Origin of the sequence: Kitasatospora sp. NPDC091257 (genome assembly GCF_044757675.1) — a bacterium.
Classification (GTDB): domain Bacteria; phylum Actinomycetota; class Actinomycetes; order Streptomycetales; family Streptomycetaceae; genus Kitasatospora; species Kitasatospora lactacystinica.
The window spans coordinates 1-16,522 of sequence record NZ_JBIVVI010000048.1 but is presented as its reverse complement, the minus strand read 5'-3'; the positions used below and the strand labels follow the sequence as shown (position 1 = coordinate 16,522).

The following is a 16,522-nucleotide window of genomic DNA, read 5'->3' as shown; positions in this document are numbered from 1 at the left end:
CACACCCTCCTCCCCCACCCCCCCGCGGGCCCGCGGGCCGGGCCGGCCCCCCCCCGGTTGGGGGGGGTGGCCCCCCCCCCCGGGGCCCCCCCCCGGGGGGGGGGGTTGGGGGGCCCGCCCCCCCCCCCGCGCCGCGGTTCTCGTTTCCGGGGCCCGGTCGCCTCAGCGCGAGGCGCGCAGCTCCGGCAGCTCGATCAGCTCGGTCTCGTCCTCCGGCGTCAGGTCCACCACGGTCGGCTCGCCCTGTTCGGGCCGCTCGGCCGGCTCCGCCGCCCGGGCCTCGGCCTCGGCCTTCGCGGCCACCGCCTCGTCGCCCACCACGTCCGCCAGGTCGGCGCGCTCCCCCAGCTCGGCGACGCTGCCCACCGCCGGCGCCGGGGCCGCCGGGCGCGCCGGAACGGCCGAGCCGCGGCCGAAGAAGCTGAAGCCCTGCCCGCGCGTCTGCCCGGACTGCGCCGGCCGCGGCCGCTGCCGCTCCCCCGGCGCGGGCGCCGCGGCGGGCACGGCCGGAGTCCCGCCGAGCTGACCGACCGTCGCGGTCAGCGCCGGACGCACCGGCTCGGGACGCACCGGCTCCGAACGCACCGGCGACTGGGCGACCGGGGCCTGCCCCGGAGTGGGCACCGAGGGCGCCACCGGAGCCGGTACGGCCACCGGTGCGGGCACCGCGACCGCCGGAACCGCCGGAACCGCCGGGACGGCCGTGCCGACCGCCGGCTCCGCCGCACGCGCCCGCAGGGCGAGCTCCGCACCCGCCGTACGCGCCCGCTGCGCCTCCTGCTCCGCCGCGCGGCGCTCCAGGTGCCGCAGCACCGACGCCGCCCGCACGTACGCGGCCGGGCTGGCCGGGTGCTTCGGACGGCTCGCGGCGAGCGCCCGCTGGGCCGCCTCGGCCTCCTTGAGCGCCTGCTCGGCGACGGTCACGGCCCGCTCGCGCAGCAGCCGGGCGATCTCGGTCTCGGCCTTCGCCAGCCGTGACTTCTCCGCCGTCAGCCGCCGCCCGAACCGGGTGGCCCGCTCCTCGGCGACCTCCGCCGCGTACTCGGCCTCGGCCAACTGCTCCTCGAACCGCTCCTCGGCGCGCATCCGCTGGGCCGCGGACATCTCGGCGGCCGCCCGGGCCGCCTTGTCCCGCTGGCGCAGCAGCAGCGCGAAGCCGAGCGTCGCGATCACCGCCGCGACGCCCACCGAGCGCACCAGGATGGTGTCCTGACTGAAAAGCAGAGCGGCCAGTGCGGCGACCAGCAGTACGCCGGTGGCGGTGGGGGGGAAGGCCCGGCCGAGGACGGAGGAATGACGGTGGCGTCCGCGAGACATGTCCAAGAAACTAGCGTGCGAATTGGGGCCGTGTCAGCCCAGGGTCCCCTTCCGCCCTTGACAGGGTTCGGTTCTTACCGCACGTGCCCGGATTCTCACCCAAGATCACGAGGAAAGGGCCGCTCAGCGACGCCTCAGCGACACCTCAGCGGTGCGAGGCCGCCTGACCGCCCGGGTCGTCGTGGTTCTCCGGCAACTTGCACACGTGCTGGATCCAGAGCGCCGCCGCTATCACCGCGGCCCCCGCCAGCACCGCGAGCCCGGCCGTCACGGCCTGGTCCTTGCGGGCCGACACGTCCAGCTCGCCCAGCAGGTAGATCCCGGCCCCCGCGTAGACGCCGGTGACCACCGCCGAGACCAGCGCGCTGGCCTGCCCCAGCACCACCGCCCGGGCCGCCAGCAGCGGGTCGACCCCCTTCGCCCCGGGCTGTCGCTCGCGCACCGCCTTCAGCCGGGCCCGCAGCGACAGCGCGGTCGCCAGCAGGATCACCGCCACCGCCGCCAGCACCACCGGCGCCGCGGCGGGCACGGCCGGCAGCGTGTCCACGGAGGCCCACAGCTTGGCGCCGGCCCAGGACAGCGCCGTCGTGGCGGCGGTGATGCCGATCAGCAGGCGGAGGCGAAGCAGCTTCACTCGGAGGAGGTCCTTCCCGGGTACCAGAACCGGCCGCCCGCCCGGTGGCCCGGCGCGGCGACGCCAAGCCACCGTACCGGGCCCGGCCGGGCGGACACCCGCGCGAACGACGGACACCTACTCGTACGGCCGGGCCCCCGGTCGAGTTCCCCGGGCGACGGCTGGGCCGTCGGCCCGGCTGTCGGCCCTCCGAGCCCGGCCCCGGGCCTACTCCGGCAGCGTCAGCCGGATGTCCTCGCGGCGCTTCACGCCCTGCGCGTCCGGGCCGCCCAGCGCGGTCAGCAGCGCGTCCACCCGCCCGTGCCCGGGCACCTCGGCCTCCGGCTGGGCGTCCAGCCAGGGAGCGAGCACGAAGGCCCGCTCGTGCGAGCGCGGGTGCGGCAGCAGCAGCTGCGGGTCGTCGCTCAGCACGCCCTCGTAGGCCAGGATGTCGACGTCCAGGGTGCGCGGGCCCCAGTGGACGGTCCGCACCCGCCCGAAGGCGTCCTCGATGGCGTTGCCGCGCTCCAGCAGGTCCCGCGGGGGCAGCGAGGTGCGCAGCACCACGACCGCGTTGTAGTAGTTCGGCTGCTCCTCCGGCCCGCCGACGGCCTCCGTCTCGTACACCGCGGAGACGGCCTTGATCCTCAGCCCCGGGGTGTCGGCGAGCGCGTCGACGGCGCCCTGGAGGGTGTCCAGCCGGTTGCCCAGGTTGCTGCCGAGCGCGACGACCGCGCAGCGCTGGCTGTGCAGCGTGGTGTCGACGGAGTCCACCCGGTCCTCCAGGTCGAACGCGTTCGGCGTAGCGGTCTGGTCGCTGGTGCTCATCGGAAAACGTCCTCTACATCGGATACCGGGCGCGCGGTGGGGGTCATGCGCGGCCCCGGTGGATGGTCACGGTCACGTCGTCGAACGGCACGGTGATCGGGGCGTCCGGCTTGTGCACGGTGACCTCGACCTCCTCGACCGCTTCGTGCTTGAGGCACTGGTCGGCGATGCGCTGGGCCAGCGTCTCGATCAGGTCGACCGGCTCCCCGGAGATGATCGCGGTGACCTCCTCCGCCACCAGCCCGTAGTGCGCGGTGCGGGTGAGGTCGTCTCCGGCCGCGGCGGGGCGGGTGTCCAGGTACAGCACCAGGTCGACCACGAAGGTCTGCCCCTCGACGCGCTCACGCTCGAAGACGCCGTGGTGGCCCCGGGCTCGCAGCCCCCGCAGGGTGACGCGGTCCAGCAAACGAATCACTGCTCCCAGTCGGACGGGCCCCACCCGGCGAAAGGCACGGACGGGCAGGGCGAAGGCGGGCAGCACGCCCGCCACTCCGTTTCGAATCTACCCGCGAGCACGGACAACGCCTGACCGTCCTACCCGGCACGAACCGACGCCACGCGCACCGATATGGCGATTGACGTGAACGTTCGGTGACCACTCGGAAATTCCCGGCGACTTTTCGGCACGGCATTTCCGCGGCCGCCGGAATCAGCTCTCCTCGTCGTCGTCCCCGCTGGTCAGAACGGGTGAACCGTGATGCGACCAGAGCTTCCACCCGGCCGGGGTACGGCGGAACAGATTCGTCGACACGACCTTTCCGCCGACCAGCGGTCCGAGCTCCCCCTCCTCCTCCGACTCGCCGCCGGACAGGATGTTCTCGGTGCACGTGACAAGGGCCACATCACCGTGCACCTCGGCCTCGACATCGGTCAGGAAGAACTGGATGTACTCCGTGTTCATCATGATCAGCATGTACGACCTGGTCACCTGCGCCCGGCCGCGGAGCACCGGCCAGCCCGGGTGCACGCACACCACGCCGCCCTTGTCGTCGGCGTCGGCGGCACCCAGCCAGGCCTCCTCGACCGCTTCCAGGTCCCCCCGTTCCAGCGCCTCGTAGAGCCCCCTGTTCGCCGCGAGCACGGCCTCCAGGTCCGCCTCGCGCGCCCGCCCGGCCGTGCCGCCGCTCAACCTGCCGTCACCTGTCACAGACCCTCCCTCACCCCAACCGCGCCGCGTGCTGCCAGGCCGCGACCACCCGGACGGCGTCCGCCGTGCCGGACACGTCGTGCACCCGCACCGCCCAGGCTCCGGCCCGGGCGGACAGCACCGACACCGCGGCCGTCGCGTCGTCGCGCTCCCGGGCCGGGCGCAGTTCCCCGGTTGCCGGGTCGGCGAGCAGCGTACCCAGGAACCGCTTGCGCGAAGCCGCCACGAGCACGGGACGGCCGAGCGCGGTGAGCGCGTCCAGCCGGCCGAGCAGCGCCCAGTTGTGCTCGGAGGTCTTGGCGAAGCCGAGCCCCGGGTCGAGGATCAGCTGGTCCTCCTTGACCCCGGCCGCCAGCAGCGCGTCCACCCGGTCGGTCAGCTCGGCGACCACGTCCCGCACCACGTCGTCGTAGACCGCCGTCGCGTACATGTCGGCGGACTGCCCGCGCCAGTGCATCACCACGAAGGGCGCGCCGGTCTCGGCGACCACCCGGGCCATCGCCGGGTCGGCGAGGCCGCCGGAGACGTCGTTGACGATCGCGGCACCGGCCTCGACGGCGCGCTCGGCGACCGTGGCGCGCATGGTGTCCACGGAGACCATCACCCCGGCGTCGGAGAGCTCGCGCACCACCGGGAGCACCCGGCGCAGCTCCTCCTCCTCGGACACCCGCTGCGAGCCCGGCCGGGTGGACTCGCCGCCGACGTCCACCAGGTCCGCGCCGCGGGCCCGCAGCGCGAGGCCGTGCGCGATCGCCTTGGCGGGGTCGTGCCACATCCCGCCGTCCGAGAAGGAGTCGGGCGTGACGTTGACCACGCCCATCACGGCGCAGCGCTCCAGCCGCGGCAGACCGGCCGGCAGGGAGAAGGACGGCGAATCGTTCATGTTTCCCATTATCGAACGGGGTCCCCGCCGAGGATGCTCGGCGGGGGCCCCGTTCCGTGTCGGCGGGCCGGCCCCGGAGGGCGGTGACGGGCCTCAGGCGGCCTCGGTGACCTCGCGGGTCGACGGGACCGGCATCAGCCCCTCGCGCTGGCGCCGGCGGCCGAAGCGCGGCATGCCGAGCGTGATGAAGGCCTCCGCCTGCATCGCGGCGAAGCCGATCCGCGGCAGGTCCCGGGTGCTCGGGAAGACCAGGAAGCGCGGCTCCCACTCGGGCTGGAACTTGGCGTTGAACTTGTACAGCGACTCGATCTGGAACCAGCGCGACAGGAAGACCAGCAGCCCGCGCCAGGCGCGCAGCACCGGGCCGGCGCCGATCCGCTCGCCGCGGGCGAGCGCCGAGCGGAACATCGCGAAGTTGAGCGACACCCGGCGCACGCCCATCGCGGGCACCGCCTGCAGCGCGGCGACGATCAGCAGCTCGTTCAGGCCCGGGTCGGCGGCGCGGTCGCGGCGCATCAGCTCCAGCGAGATGCCGTCCGGCCCCCAGGGCACGAAGTGCAGCACGGCCTTCAGGTCGTCGCCCTCCTCGCCCTCCTCCGGGGCCTTGTGGGCGGTGACCACCACGCAGTCGTCGTCCAGCGGGTCGCCGAAGCGGCCGAGGGCCATCGAGAAGCCGCGCTCGGTGTCGGTGCCGCGCCAGCGGGCGGCGGCGTCGGCGATCCGGTACTTCTCCTCCGCGGTGAGCTCGGAGACCCGGCGCACCTGGCAGGAGTAGCCGTTGCGCTCGATCCGCTTGACCATCTGGCGCACGTTGCGCATGGCCCGGCCGGAGAGCGAGAAGGAGGCGGTGTCCACGATCGCCTCGTCGCCCAGCTCCAGCGCGTCCAGGCCCGCCTCGCGGGTCCAGACCTCGCCGCCGACCTCACTGCACCCCATCACGGCCGGCACCCAGGCGTGCTCGCGGGCCTCGGCCATGAACACCTTGATCGCGCCGGGCCAGGCCTCGACGTCGCCGACCGGGTCGCCGGAGGCCAGCATCACGCCGGAGACCACCCGGTAGGAGATCGCGGCCTTGCCGGTGGGCGAGAACAGCACGCTCTTGTCGCGGCGCAGCGCGAAGTAGCCGAGCGAGTCCCGCTCGCCGTGCCGCCCGAGCAGCTCGCGGACCTTCTCCTCGTCCTCCGCGGTCAGCTCGGGCTTCGGCTTGCCCGGGCGCAGCGCCAGGTAGGCGGTGGTGAAGGCGGTCAGCAGGCCGAGCCCGCCGAGCAGGTAGGCGACCAGGTCGGACATCCGGACGTTGTTGTACCGGACCGGGCCCTCGAAGCCGAACAGCCCGTACCCGACGTGCTGCAGGCGCTCGGCCAGGCCGGGGTGGCCGATCTCGTACTTGGTCCGGGTGCTCACGATCAGCAGGCCGAGCAGCACGCTGAGGACGCCCATGACGACCAGGTTGACCAGCGCCCGCCAGCGGGTGCGCGGGTCGGCCTTGGCGTAGAACTCACGCTGGTGGATCAGCATCACGACGAGGAGCACCAGCGAGACGACCGCCGGGCCGATCTGGTGCCAGCGCACGATGTGCAGTCCGGCGCTGACCGGCAGCAGCACGCAGACCGCCCGCCAGGCCCGCCGCTTGCGGCGGCGCAGCGCGTGCGCCAGCGGCACCAGCAGGATGCCGACCATCAGCGCGCCGACCGCCGCCAGGCTGGTGGTGCCGCCCGGCAGCTGCCCCGCGAAGGTGTGCACCTTGGTGTGCCGGAGCTTGGGGAACACCGCGCTGGCGATGTCCACGAGCCCGATCAGCAGACAGGCGTAGCCGACCGCTCCGGGGAGCCAGGCCCTCGGGACGGCGGACGCCTGGTTGCGCAGCGTCTGCAGGCCGCGGCGACGGCGCGGCGGCTGCTCGGGGCTCGGCTCAACGGACACGGGAACGCTCATGGAAGCTCAGCGTAGAGGCTGCGGTGCGGTGTCCTGTCACTCCGGGGGAGGACGCGTGATGGACCTTCATGCCTATTCCTTCATCAGGCAATGCGCATACCAAGGACCCGGAAACGATCGGTAAACCGGGTCCGTGGTCGCGCTGCGGGTTGAGCCGGCGGTGGGAGCCGGGGGCCCGCCGCAGCGTGGCGCGGCAGGACCCTCCGGGACGCGTTACGTACGGTGGACGCCGCATTCTAGGGCGCCGGTTGCCTGTGGTTCCCCCCGCCCTTCCCAGCCCGCCGGGCGTCCGGACGGCCTAGCCGCGGTGGCCCGGCCTGACGGACCGCCAGACCATGAAGCCTGCACCGCCCGTGTCCCACCGGAAGGCCGACGGCATGGAACTGACCAGCGACGCGCTGGTGAACTCGCTGCTCGCACTCGGCGTCGCGGCAGTCGTCGCGACCCTGTGGGTCTGGCCGCGGCTGGCACCCCAGCGGCCGCTGCCGGTGCTCGGCCGGATCGGACTGCTGACGGTCGTTCAGGCCTCGGTCCTGGCCGTGCTCGCGCTGTCGGTGAACAACTCCTTCGGGTTCTACACCTCCTGGGACGACCTGCTCAGTCCGGGCGGCGCCAAGCTCGCGCTGACCGGCAGCGCGAACCACAAGGGCGGCGCCCCGGTCTCCGACGCGCTGGTCCAGCCCACCACCGAGGGCGGCCTGGAGACCATCACCAACCTGCCGAAGGGCCCGCCCGAGGAGGTCGGCAGGATCGAGTCGGTCCGGGTCAGCGGCAAGGAGACCGGCTTCTCCGACCAGATGTTCGTCTACCTGCCGCCCGCGTACTTCGACCAGAAGCTCGCCCTGGTCCGCTTCCCCGTCCTGCTGGCCATCGCCGGCTACCCGGGCACCACGCTGAACCTGCTGCACGAGCTCCCGTTCGCCCAGACCGCGATCGACCTGCAGCGCTCCGGCAGGATGCCGCCGACCGTCCTGGTGATGGCCCGCCCGGCCGTCGTCCCGTCCCGGGACACCGAGTGCGTGGACGTCCCCGACGGGCCGCGCACCGAGACCTGGTTCGTCAAGGACGTGCCCGAGGCCATCCGCAGCAGCTACCGGGTCGGCCGCACGGCCGGCTCCTGGGGCACCCTCGGCTACTCCACCGGCGGCAGCTGCGCGCTGCGCCTGGCGATGCGCTTCCCGAACGTCTACGGCAACGCGGCGAGCCTGCACGGCGACTTCACCGTGCGCCAGGACAACTACACCGGCGGGGACCTCTTCAACGGCGACAAGGCGCTGACCCAGCAGCACGACCTCGGCTGGCGGCTGCAGAACCTTCCCGTCCCGGCGCTCAACCTGCTGGCGGTCTCCACCCGCACCGAGGGCGACTACCCCCAGACCGTCCAGTTCGTCGACCAGGCCACCCGGGCCGCGGCGGCCAACCCGCAGTTCACGATCGACTCGCTCTACCTGGACGACGGCGGGCACAACTTCGACAGCTGGACCAGGGAGCTCCCGGCCACCCTCGAATGGCTGGGCTCGCACCTGGGCTAGGACCCGGCCAGGCCCCGGCGAGGACCCGGCTGGGACAGGTGAGTGATTACCCGCCGGTCGGCCCGGACGGCCGGCGGCCCGGGGGGAACGTATCGCGACCGCCCGTCGGCCACCGCCGGGCACCGCCCCGGACCCGTGCAGGAGGCACCGTGCTGAGCACCCGCTCGCTCTTCGACGAGATCTACCGGAACGACCAGGCGTACCAGCTGTTCTGCAGCATCGCGGCCGACGGCGAGGACCAGGGCGGCTGGGAGAACGAGCGGATCACCACGCTCACCCGGGACCCGGTCCTCGCCCCGAAGGTGGCCCGGCACGGTGCCGACGAGCGCAAGCACGGCCGGATCTTCACCCAGCTGCTGCACAAGCGCGGCCTGCCCAAGGTGCCGGTGCCGGACGAGGCCGACTACTGCATGCTGCTGGAGCGCCAGGGCGTCGGCCTCTCGCACGAGCGGCTGAACAGCGACGTCCCGCTGACCGACCGCGAGATCATCACCTACCTCGTGCACAGCCGGGTCACCGAACAGCGCGCCGCCGAGCAGATGCGCCGGCTGGTGAAGGTGTACCAGGACAACCCCGACCTCGGCCGGGCGATGCGGATGATCTCCGCCGACGAGGACAACCACCTCGCCTACTGCCACGAGGAGCTGCTGCGGCTGCTCTCCGAGGGCCACGGCCCGTACATCCGGCACGCCCTGGAGACCAGCGCCCGCGGCGAGATCCGCACCCACCGGGACGTCGGCCTCGCCGTCACCTCCCGGATGGCCCGGATCCTGCGCTGGCCGCGCTGGCAGCTCGCCCTGGTCACCCTCGGGGTGTGGGTGCTCTACCTGTACGACCGCGCCTACGGCTGGCGCCGGATGGTCACGCTGCGGATGCCGGAGCGCCGCAACGCGCTGGGCACCCCGGCCCCGCCGCACGCGGAGCACGAGGTGCTCTGAGCACCGCCCGGCCGGCCGCTGGCCCCTACCGGCCGATGATGAGGCTCATCGCCTCGGCCCGGGTGGCCGGGTCGCGCAGCTGGCCGCGCACGCAGGAGGTGATGGTCTTGGCGCCGGGCTTGCGGATGCCGCGCATCGACATGCACATGTGCTCGCACTCGACCACGACGATCGCCCCGCGCGGCTCCAGGATCCGCATCAGCGCGTCGGCCACCTGGCTGGTCAGCCGCTCCTGCACCTGCGGCCGGCGGGCGTAGACGTCGACCAGCCGGGCGAGCTTGGACAGCCCGGTGATCTTGCCGCTGGTGGACGGGATGTACCCGACGTGGGCCACGCCGCGGAACGGCACCAGGTGGTGCTCGCAGACCGAGGTCAGCTCGATGTCCTTGACCAGCACCATCTCGTCGTGGCCGAGGTCGAAGGTGGTGGTGAGGACGTCCTCGGGCTCCTGCCACAGGCCCGCGAATATCTCCTTGTAGGCCCGCGCGACCCGGGCCGGGGTCTCCCGCAGACCCTCGCGGTCCGGATCCTCCCCGACGGCGAGCAGCAGCTCGCGGATGGCGTCCTCGGCCCGCTTCTGGTCGAAGGTACCGACGGCGGGCGGACCGTCGAACGTCACCGGGTCGATCATGCGGGCCTCGCTTATGTATCGGAAGACTCTGGCTGAACAGCACGGATGCCGCGCCTCCAGGGTACAAACCCTGGTGACGCGGCATCCATTCCCTACGGAGCGGGGGTCAGCCCTCGGTCGGCGGCTCGGCCGTCGGCAGCGGCGGGAGCTTCACGACGTCCACCGGAGCGCTCTCGACGGAGGCGGCGCCGTTGGTGAGCGCCAGCTCCTTCGGGGACTGCACCGGCGGCCGGGTGGACGGCGTGCGACGGGAGGAACCCGTCCAGGCCGGCCGGGCCGGGCGCTTGACGATCGGGGCGAAGACCTCGGCGATCTGCTCCTTGTTCAGGGTCTCCTTCTCCAGGAGCTCCAGGACCAGGTTGTCGAGCACGTCGCGGTTCTCGACCAGGATCTCCCAGGCCTCGTTGTGCGCCGTGTCGATGAGCTTCTTGACCTCCTCGTCGACCAGCCCGGCGACCTCTTCCGAGTAGTCGCGCTGGTGGCCCATCTCACGGCCCAGGAACGGCTCCGAGCTGTCGTTGCCGAACTTGATCGCACCCAGGCGCTCGGTCATGCCGTACTGGGTGACCATGGCCCGGGCCGTCGCGGTGGCCTTCTCGATGTCGTTCGAGGCGCCCGTGGTCGGGTCGTGGAAGACCAGCTCCTCCGCCGCGCGACCGCCCATCATGTAGGCGAGCTGGTCGAGCATCTCGTTGCGGGTGGTGGAGTACTTGTCCTCCTCCGGCAGCACCATGGTGTAGCCGAGGGCCCTGCCGCGGGACAGGATGGTGATCTTGTGCACCGGGTCGCTGTACTGGCAGGCCGCCGCGACCAGGGCGTGGCCGCCCTCGTGGTACGCGGTGATCTTCTTCTCCTTGTCGGACATGATCCGCGTGCGCTTCTGCGGACCGGCCACGACGCGGTCGATCGCCTCGTCCAGGATGCCGTTGTCGATCAGCTTCTTGTCCGAACGGGCGGTCAGCAGCGCCGCCTCGTTGAGGACGTTCGACAGGTCGGCACCGGTGAAGCCGGGAGTGCGCTTGGCGACGGCCGACAGGTCGACGTCGGGCGCGATCGGCTTGCCCTTCTGGTGCACCTTGAGGATGTCCAGCCGGCCCTGGAGGTCGGGGCGCTCCACCGCGATCTGGCGGTCGAAGCGGCCCGGGCGCAGCAGCGCCGGGTCCAGGATGTCGGGGCGGTTGGTCGCGGCGATCAGGATCACGCCGCCCTTGACGTCGAAGCCGTCCATCTCGACCAGCAGCTGGTTGAGGGTCTGCTCGCGCTCGTCGTGGCCGCCGCCGAGGCCCGCGCCGCGGTGCCGGCCGACGGCGTCGATCTCGTCGACGAAGACGATCGCCGGGGCGTTCGCCTTGGCCTGCTCGAAGAGGTCGCGGACGCGGCTGGCACCGACGCCGACGAACATCTCGACGAAGTCCGAACCGGAGATGGAGTAGAACGGCACCCCGGCCTCGCCCGCGACGGCGCGCGCCAGCAGGGTCTTACCGGTACCGGGCGGGCCGTAGAGCAGCACGCCCTTGGGGATCTTGGCGCCGACGGCCTGGAACTTGGCCGGCTCCTGGAGGAACTCCTTGATCTCGTGGAGCTCCTCGACCGCCTCGTCCGCGCCGGCGACGTCGGCGAAGGTGGTCTTCGGGGTGTCCTTGGTGAGCAGCTTGGCCTTGGACTTGCCGAACTGCATGACCCGGGAGCCGCCGCCCTGCATCTGGTTCATCAGGAACAGGAAGACCAGGACGATGATCACGATCGGGAGCATCGACAGCAGCAGGCTGACGAAGGTGCTCTGCTTCTCGGGGCTGATCGTGTAGCCCTCGGCGAGCGTGCTCTGGTCCTTGTCGTTGACCTGCGCCTGCAGCTTGTCGGCGATGGCGACGCCCTGGTCGCCGATGTACGAGGCCTGGAACTTGGTGCCGGACGGGGCCTTGCCCGTACCGGCGCTGGGCAGTGTGGCGCCGTCCTTCAGCTGGATCTTGATCGTGTTCGAGTCACCGGTGGTGATCTGCGCCGACTTGACGTTGTGCGCGTCGATCGCCGCGACGACCTGACCGGTGTCCACCGTCTTGTAGCCGTTCGAGTCCGAAACGACCTGCATCAGTACGATGACGGCGAGGACGGCCAGCACGATCCACATGATCGGCGCACGGAAGTATCGCTTGACGTCCATCCATGCGGGGCGTTGCCGCCCCGTCCCTCCTGCCACTCAACGGCGCCGAGGACTGTTGACCGCGGCGCGTCCGAATTGATGCTCATGTGAAGAGCGGTTTATTGGACCGTACCGCAGTCCGACCCACCCATGGTGGGAGCACGGCGACACGGCTTTGGTTCTCTGTCTCCCGGGTGCAACGGGCGGGAACGGCCCACTGTTCCCGCCCGTCGCCCGAACGGGGACCTCAGCCGCCGTAGACGTGCGGCGCGAGGGTGCCGATGAAGGGGAGGTTGCGCAGCTTCTCCGCGTAGTCCAGGCCGTAGCCGACCACGAACTCGTTGGGGATGTCGAAACCGACGTACTTCACGTCGATCTCGACCTTGGCCGCGTCCGGCTTGCGGAGCAGGGTGCAGACCTCCAGCGAGGCCGGACCGCGCGAACCCAGGTTGCCCAGCAGCCAGGACAGCGTCAGACCGGAGTCGATGATGTCCTCGACGATCAGGACGTCACGGCCGGCGATGTCGGTGTCCAGGTCCTTCAGGATCCGCACCACGCCGGAGGACTTGGTGCCCATGCCGTACGAGGAGACGGCCATCCAGTCCATGGTGACCTGCGAGTGCAGGGTCCGGGCCAGGTCGGCCATGACCATCACGGCCCCCTTGAGGACGCCGACGATCAGCAGGTCCTTCCCTGCGTAGTCCCGGTCGATGCGCTCGGCCAGCTCAAGGAGCTTGGCGTCGATCTCGTCCTTGCTGATGAGCACCTTCGCGAGGTCAGCGCCCATGTCGTTCTGGTCCACCGGGGATACGTCCTCAAACGTTCGGGGTATGTGTGGCCGGCGGTCGGCTCCCCCGGGGCATGCCTCGCCCGTCAGTCGCCCTGCCGCCGAAAGACCAGCGTGCCACACCTGCGGGTGGCCTCGACTCCCCCGGGTAGGTGCAGCGGGCCCTGTCCGCGCCATCCGGTGACCAGCAGGTCGATCGTCTCCAGGTGCCGGGCGAACAGGTCCCCGGCCGGACAGCCCGCCCGCAGCGCGGCCCGGCGCAGCACCCGGCGGCGCACCGCGGGCGGCAGTTCGGCCAGTTTCACGGCGTCCAGGGCGCCGCCGCCCGTACGGAGGTCGCGTTCGGCCAACGAGGCCCACTGGTCGAGGGCGTCGGCGTCGTCGCGGAACAGCCGGGCGGTCCGGGCCAGCGCCTCGACCACGCCACCGCCCAGGTGCTTCTCCAGGACCGGCAGCACCTCGTGGCGGACCCTTGAGCGGGTGTAGGCGGGATCACAGTTGTGCGGGTCGTCCCAGACCGGGATCGACTGGGCGGCGCAGGCCTGCCGGGCGGCGGCCCGGTCCAGCTCCAGCAGCGGGCGGCGGTAGCGGCCCTTGTGGGCGGGCATCCCGGCCAGCGAACGGGCGCCGGAGCCGCGGGCCAGGCCCAGCAGCACGGTCTCGGCCTGGTCGTCCCGAGTGTGGCCGAGCAGCACCGCGATCGCTCCGTGGCGGTCGGCGGCCGCGTCCAGGGCGGCGTAGCGGGCGTCCCGGGCGGCGGCCTCCGGGCCCCCGGCGCGGCCGACCCGCACCGGGACGGCCTCCACCGGGTCGAGGCCGAGCGTGCGCAGCCGGTCGGCCACCTGGGCGGCGCGCTCGGCGGAACCGGCCTGGAGCCCGTGGTCGACGGTGACGGCGCCGACCCGCAGGCCGATCTTGGGCGCCTCGAAGGCGGCGGCGATGGCCAGCGCCATCGAGTCCGCGCCGCCGCTGACCGCGACCAGGATCAGCGGTGAACCGGGAGCGGCCGGGGTGCGGGGCAGCCCGGAGGGGTGGCGCGCGGCGTTGCCGATCAGGGTGGTGCCGACCGCGGCACCCACCAGCGGCGCCCCGGCCGAGCGCTCGCGGGGCTCGCGCACGGGCGCGGTGGAGGTGGTACCGGCCTCGGCGGCGAGGTCGGTGAGCGTACGGCGAACGGCCAGGCGTATCGCGGCGACAGCGGGGTGAGGGCCCACGGCGGAAGACTCCTCGTCGGAGGGGACAGGACTCGCGGCGGACGCGGCGGGGACCGCGCACCGCATGAGCGCCCTGTTACCGGGCGCTCACAGATGGTGGCAGAAAGGAGCGACCCGCTACGCCACCCGCGCCACCGGTACGACCACCGTCCCACGTACGGGTGAATGAAGAAACGCTTCTTCACCCGTCGTCTGGCCGATTGGACCACTCGTACGAGCGGGTTTGACCGACGCGCGCCGCTTGCCGCCCGGCTCACGGCGCGCCCGCGTCAGGAGCACCCGCTCAGCGGGCCACCCGGGCCACCCAGGCGGCCGGATCGTGGATCTCGTCCTTGGTCGGCAGGGTGTTCGGGGAGGTCCACACCCGGTTGAACCCCTCCATGCCGACCTGCTCCACCACACCGCGCACGAACACCGCGCCGTCCTGGTACTGGCGCAGCTTCGCGTCCATGCCGAGCAGCCGGCGCAGCAGCAGGTCGAGCCGGTTGGCGCCGCGGTCCCGGCGCTGCTGGAACTTCTCCCGGATCTCGGCGACCGTCGGCACCACGGCCGGGCCGACGCCGTCCATCACCACGTCCGCGTGGCCCTCCAGCAGCGACATCACGGCCGTCAGCCGGCCGAGGATCTCGCGCTGCGCGGGCGACTGGACGATCTCCAGCAGGTTCCCGGAGGAGGCGCTCTCCCGGTTGCCGCCGCCCGGCAGGCCGCCGAACGAACCGGCCGCGCCCCGCAGCCGCTCCAGCAGGGCGCCCGGGTCGACGTCCGTCTCGGAGAGGAAGGACTGCACCTCGGACTGGATGTGGTCGCGCAGCCACGGCACCGCGGTGAACTGCGTCCGGTGCGTCTCCTCGTGCAGACAGACCCAGAGCCGGAAGTCGGACGGGTCGACGTCCAGCTCCCGCTCGACGTGCACGATGTTCGGCGCCACCAGCAGCAGCCGGCCCGGCCCGGGGCCGTCCGGCCCCAGCCGCGGTTTGTCGAACAGCGCCGCCGGGCTGTCCGGCGCCTCCAGCGGGGGCTCCGCCGGGGCGAAGGTCTCGTACTGGCCCAGCACCTTGGTGGACAGGAACGCCAGCAGCGCCCCGACCTCGATCCCGGTGGCCTTCTCGCCCACCGCGCCGAACACCCCGGCCGTCGCGCTGTTCGCCCGACGCGCCTGGAGCTTCTCCACCAGCGGCTGGACGACCGTGCGGAAACCCGCCACGTTGGCCCGGATCCAGCCGGGTCGGTCCACCACCAGCACCGGCGTCGCCGCGGCCCGGGACAGGCTGGACGAACGCATGCCGGTGAACGCCCGCACGTGCTCCTCCGCCTCCAGGGCGTGCCGGCGGAGCTCGGCGACCACCGCCGCCGCTTCCTCCCGGCTCACTTCCGGCCCCGGCCGCACCAACCTGGTCGCGGTTGCGACCGCGAGGTTCCAGTCGACCATGTCAGCACCGCCACTCGCGCTCGTCATGCCCTCACCGTACGTGCTCCCCACCACCGACGGCAGCCACCCGCCGCCAAGACCTCTCCCCCGACGGCCGATCGGCACGGCCGGCGCGACGGGACGGGCGGGGCCGGGTCAGTGGCAGCCGCAGCCGCCGAGGCGGCCGGCGACCCGGTCCATGGCGGCGCGGGCGGTGTCGGCGGGGGCGGTGGTGCGGGTCATGACGGCGAAGGCGAGGAGGCGGCCGTCGGCGTCGACGACGGTGCCCGCGAGGGTGTTGACGCCGTTGAGGGTGCCGGTCTTGGCACGGATCAGACCGGCCGCGTCGGCGGCGCCGGACCCGGAGCCGTAGCGCTTGTTGAGGGTGCCGGTGAAGCCGGCGACCGGGAGGCCGGTGAGCACCGGGCGCAGGGTGGGGTGCTGCTCGGAGGCGGCCAGCGCGAGGAGCCGGGTCAGGACGGCGGGCGGGATCGCGTTGCCCGGGTGCAGGCCGCTGCCGTCGTTGAGCACCACGCCGCCCATCGGCACCCCGAGCCGGGTGAGCTCCTGGGTGACGGCCGCCGCGGCGCCCTCGAAGCTCGCCGGCTGGTGGGCGGCGACGGCGACCTGACGGGCCATCGCCTCGGCGAGCTGGTTGTCCGAGGTGGTCAGCAGGCGCTCCACCAGCCGGGCGACCGTCGGCGAGAAGACGTCGCCGAGCGGGGCCTGACCGGAGGCGGTCGGGGCGGGGGCGGGCGCCGCGGCGGGGGCGGCCTTGCCCGTCACGGTGATGCCGCGGGCCCTGAGCAGGGCGGCGAAGGCCTCGGCAGCCGCGGCCGCCGGGTCGGCGACCCGGTCCGGCGCGTCCTCCCGGCTCTTCGGGTCCACCCTGCCCTCGTCCACCATCAACGGGACCACCAGGGCGATGTTCTGCCCGTCGTGATTCCGGTGCTGCGGGCTGCCCGCGTACAGCGACAGGTCGTAGTCCAGCCGGACCGTCGTGGTGCCGAGGCTCTTGAGGGTGTCCGCGGTCTGCCGGGCGAGGAGGTCCAGCGAGGCGGGGGCGGTGTCGGCGTCGGCCGGCTGCCCGCCGATCTGCACCTGGTCGGCGGGCAGCGCGGTGAGCGTCGGATCGCCGCCGCCGACCAG

At 72.9% G+C, this 16,522-nt stretch carries 15 protein-coding genes; 2 read left to right on the top strand and 13 right to left on the bottom strand.

Translation table 11 applies throughout. The features are described from left to right. Positions 1–162: 162 nt before the first annotated feature. The 7 genes from ACIQOV_RS04055 to ACIQOV_RS04025 all read right to left on the bottom strand — a co-directional run bounded on the left by ACIQOV_RS04055 (position 163) and on the right by ACIQOV_RS04025 (position 6,723). Positions 163–1,317, bottom strand: a complete 1,155-nt coding sequence (locus ACIQOV_RS04055; RefSeq protein ID WP_401044622.1) for a hypothetical protein — start codon at positions 1,315–1,317, stop codon at positions 163–165. A 145-nt stretch (positions 1,318–1,462) separates the two neighbouring features. Next, positions 1,463–1,951, bottom strand: a complete 489-nt coding sequence (locus tag ACIQOV_RS04050; RefSeq protein WP_401044619.1) for a DUF3180 domain-containing protein — start codon at positions 1,949–1,951, stop codon at positions 1,463–1,465. Positions 1,952–2,158: 207 nt separating this feature from the next. Further along, positions 2,159–2,758: a 2-amino-4-hydroxy-6-hydroxymethyldihydropteridine diphosphokinase gene (gene folK, locus ACIQOV_RS04045; RefSeq protein WP_359909351.1), complete on the bottom strand. Its 600-nt coding sequence runs from the start codon at positions 2,756–2,758 to the stop codon at positions 2,159–2,161. A gap of 43 nt (positions 2,759–2,801) precedes the next feature. After that, positions 2,802–3,161 (bottom strand): dihydroneopterin aldolase, encoded by a 360-nt coding sequence (gene folB, locus ACIQOV_RS04040; RefSeq protein ID WP_359909425.1) that lies wholly within the window; start codon positions 3,159–3,161, stop codon positions 2,802–2,804. A gap of 246 nt (positions 3,162–3,407) precedes the next feature. Continuing rightward, positions 3,408–3,887, bottom strand: a complete 480-nt coding sequence (locus ACIQOV_RS04035; RefSeq protein ID WP_359909353.1) for a nuclear transport factor 2 family protein — start codon at positions 3,885–3,887, stop codon at positions 3,408–3,410. 28 nt (positions 3,888–3,915) lie between these two features. Further along, positions 3,916–4,797: a dihydropteroate synthase gene (folP, locus tag ACIQOV_RS04030; protein WP_401044615.1), complete on the bottom strand. Its 882-nt coding sequence runs from the start codon at positions 4,795–4,797 to the stop codon at positions 3,916–3,918. An 84-nt stretch (positions 4,798–4,881) separates the two neighbouring features. After that, positions 4,882–6,723, bottom strand: coding sequence for a phosphatidylglycerol lysyltransferase domain-containing protein (locus ACIQOV_RS04025; RefSeq protein ID WP_401044612.1), 1,842 nt, complete (start codon positions 6,721–6,723; stop codon positions 4,882–4,884). A gap of 353 nt (positions 6,724–7,076) precedes the next feature. Between ACIQOV_RS04025 and ACIQOV_RS04020 the strand changes: the two genes are divergently transcribed. Together ACIQOV_RS04020 and ACIQOV_RS04015 are read left to right on the top strand one after the other, a co-directional pair. Next, a complete protein-coding gene (locus ACIQOV_RS04020; RefSeq protein ID WP_401044609.1) occupies positions 7,077–8,255 on the top strand; it encodes an alpha/beta hydrolase in 1,179 nt (392 codons plus the stop codon). A 149-nt stretch (positions 8,256–8,404) separates the two neighbouring features. Continuing rightward, positions 8,405–9,193, top strand: a complete 789-nt coding sequence (locus ACIQOV_RS04015; RefSeq protein WP_401044606.1) for a ferritin-like domain-containing protein — start codon at positions 8,405–8,407, stop codon at positions 9,191–9,193. Between the two features lie 25 nt (positions 9,194–9,218). Here ACIQOV_RS04015 and folE read toward each other — a convergent pair whose 3' ends face one another. From folE to dacB, 6 genes are all read right to left on the bottom strand, one after another. Next, positions 9,219–9,824 (bottom strand): GTP cyclohydrolase I FolE, encoded by a 606-nt coding sequence (folE, locus tag ACIQOV_RS04010; RefSeq protein WP_359909368.1) that lies wholly within the window; start codon positions 9,822–9,824, stop codon positions 9,219–9,221. Between the two features lie 106 nt (positions 9,825–9,930). Beyond that, positions 9,931–11,985 (bottom strand): ATP-dependent zinc metalloprotease FtsH, encoded by a 2,055-nt coding sequence (ftsH, locus tag ACIQOV_RS04005; protein WP_401044602.1) that lies wholly within the window; start codon positions 11,983–11,985, stop codon positions 9,931–9,933. 226 nt (positions 11,986–12,211) lie between these two features. Next, positions 12,212–12,766, bottom strand: a complete 555-nt coding sequence (gene hpt, locus ACIQOV_RS04000; RefSeq protein WP_280685463.1) for a hypoxanthine phosphoribosyltransferase — start codon at positions 12,764–12,766, stop codon at positions 12,212–12,214. A 71-nt stretch (positions 12,767–12,837) separates the two neighbouring features. Next, on the bottom strand, positions 12,838–13,965 hold the full coding sequence (gene tilS / locus ACIQOV_RS03995; protein WP_401044599.1) for a tRNA lysidine(34) synthetase TilS: 1,128 nt from the start codon (positions 13,963–13,965) through the stop codon (positions 12,838–12,840). A 283-nt stretch (positions 13,966–14,248) separates the two neighbouring features. Further along, complete coding sequence (locus tag ACIQOV_RS03990; RefSeq protein WP_401044596.1) at positions 14,249–15,421, bottom strand: zinc-dependent metalloprotease; 1,173 nt, start codon at positions 15,419–15,421, stop codon at positions 14,249–14,251. Between the two features lie 108 nt (positions 15,422–15,529). Next, the coding region (gene dacB, locus ACIQOV_RS03985) for a D-alanyl-D-alanine carboxypeptidase/D-alanyl-D-alanine-endopeptidase (RefSeq protein ID WP_401044593.1) at positions 15,530–16,522 on the bottom strand (993 nt) is incomplete at its 5' end.

Bases quoted from the DNA above. Each gene is read 5' to 3' on its own strand.
- ACIQOV_RS04055 (WP_401044622.1), bottom strand. From the start codon at position 1,317: ATGTCTCGCGGACGCCACCGTCATTCCTCCGTCCTCGGCCGGGCCTTC.
- folK (WP_359909351.1), bottom strand. From the start codon at position 2,758: ATGAGCACCAGCGACCAGACCGCTACGCCGAACGCGTTCGACCTGGAG.
- folP (WP_401044615.1), bottom strand. From the start codon at position 4,797: ATGGGAAACATGAACGATTCGCCGTCCTTCTCCCTGCCGGCCGGTCTG.
- ACIQOV_RS04025 (WP_401044612.1), bottom strand. From the start codon at position 6,723: ATGAGCGTTCCCGTGTCCGTTGAGCCGAGCCCCGAGCAGCCGCCGCGC.
- folE (WP_359909368.1), bottom strand. From the start codon at position 9,824: ATGATCGACCCGGTGACGTTCGACGGTCCGCCCGCCGTCGGTACCTTC.
- ftsH (WP_401044602.1), bottom strand. From the start codon at position 11,985: ATGGACGTCAAGCGATACTTCCGTGCGCCGATCATGTGGATCGTGCTG.
- ACIQOV_RS03990 (WP_401044596.1), bottom strand. From the start codon at position 15,421: ATGACGAGCGCGAGTGGCGGTGCTGACATGGTCGACTGGAACCTCGCG.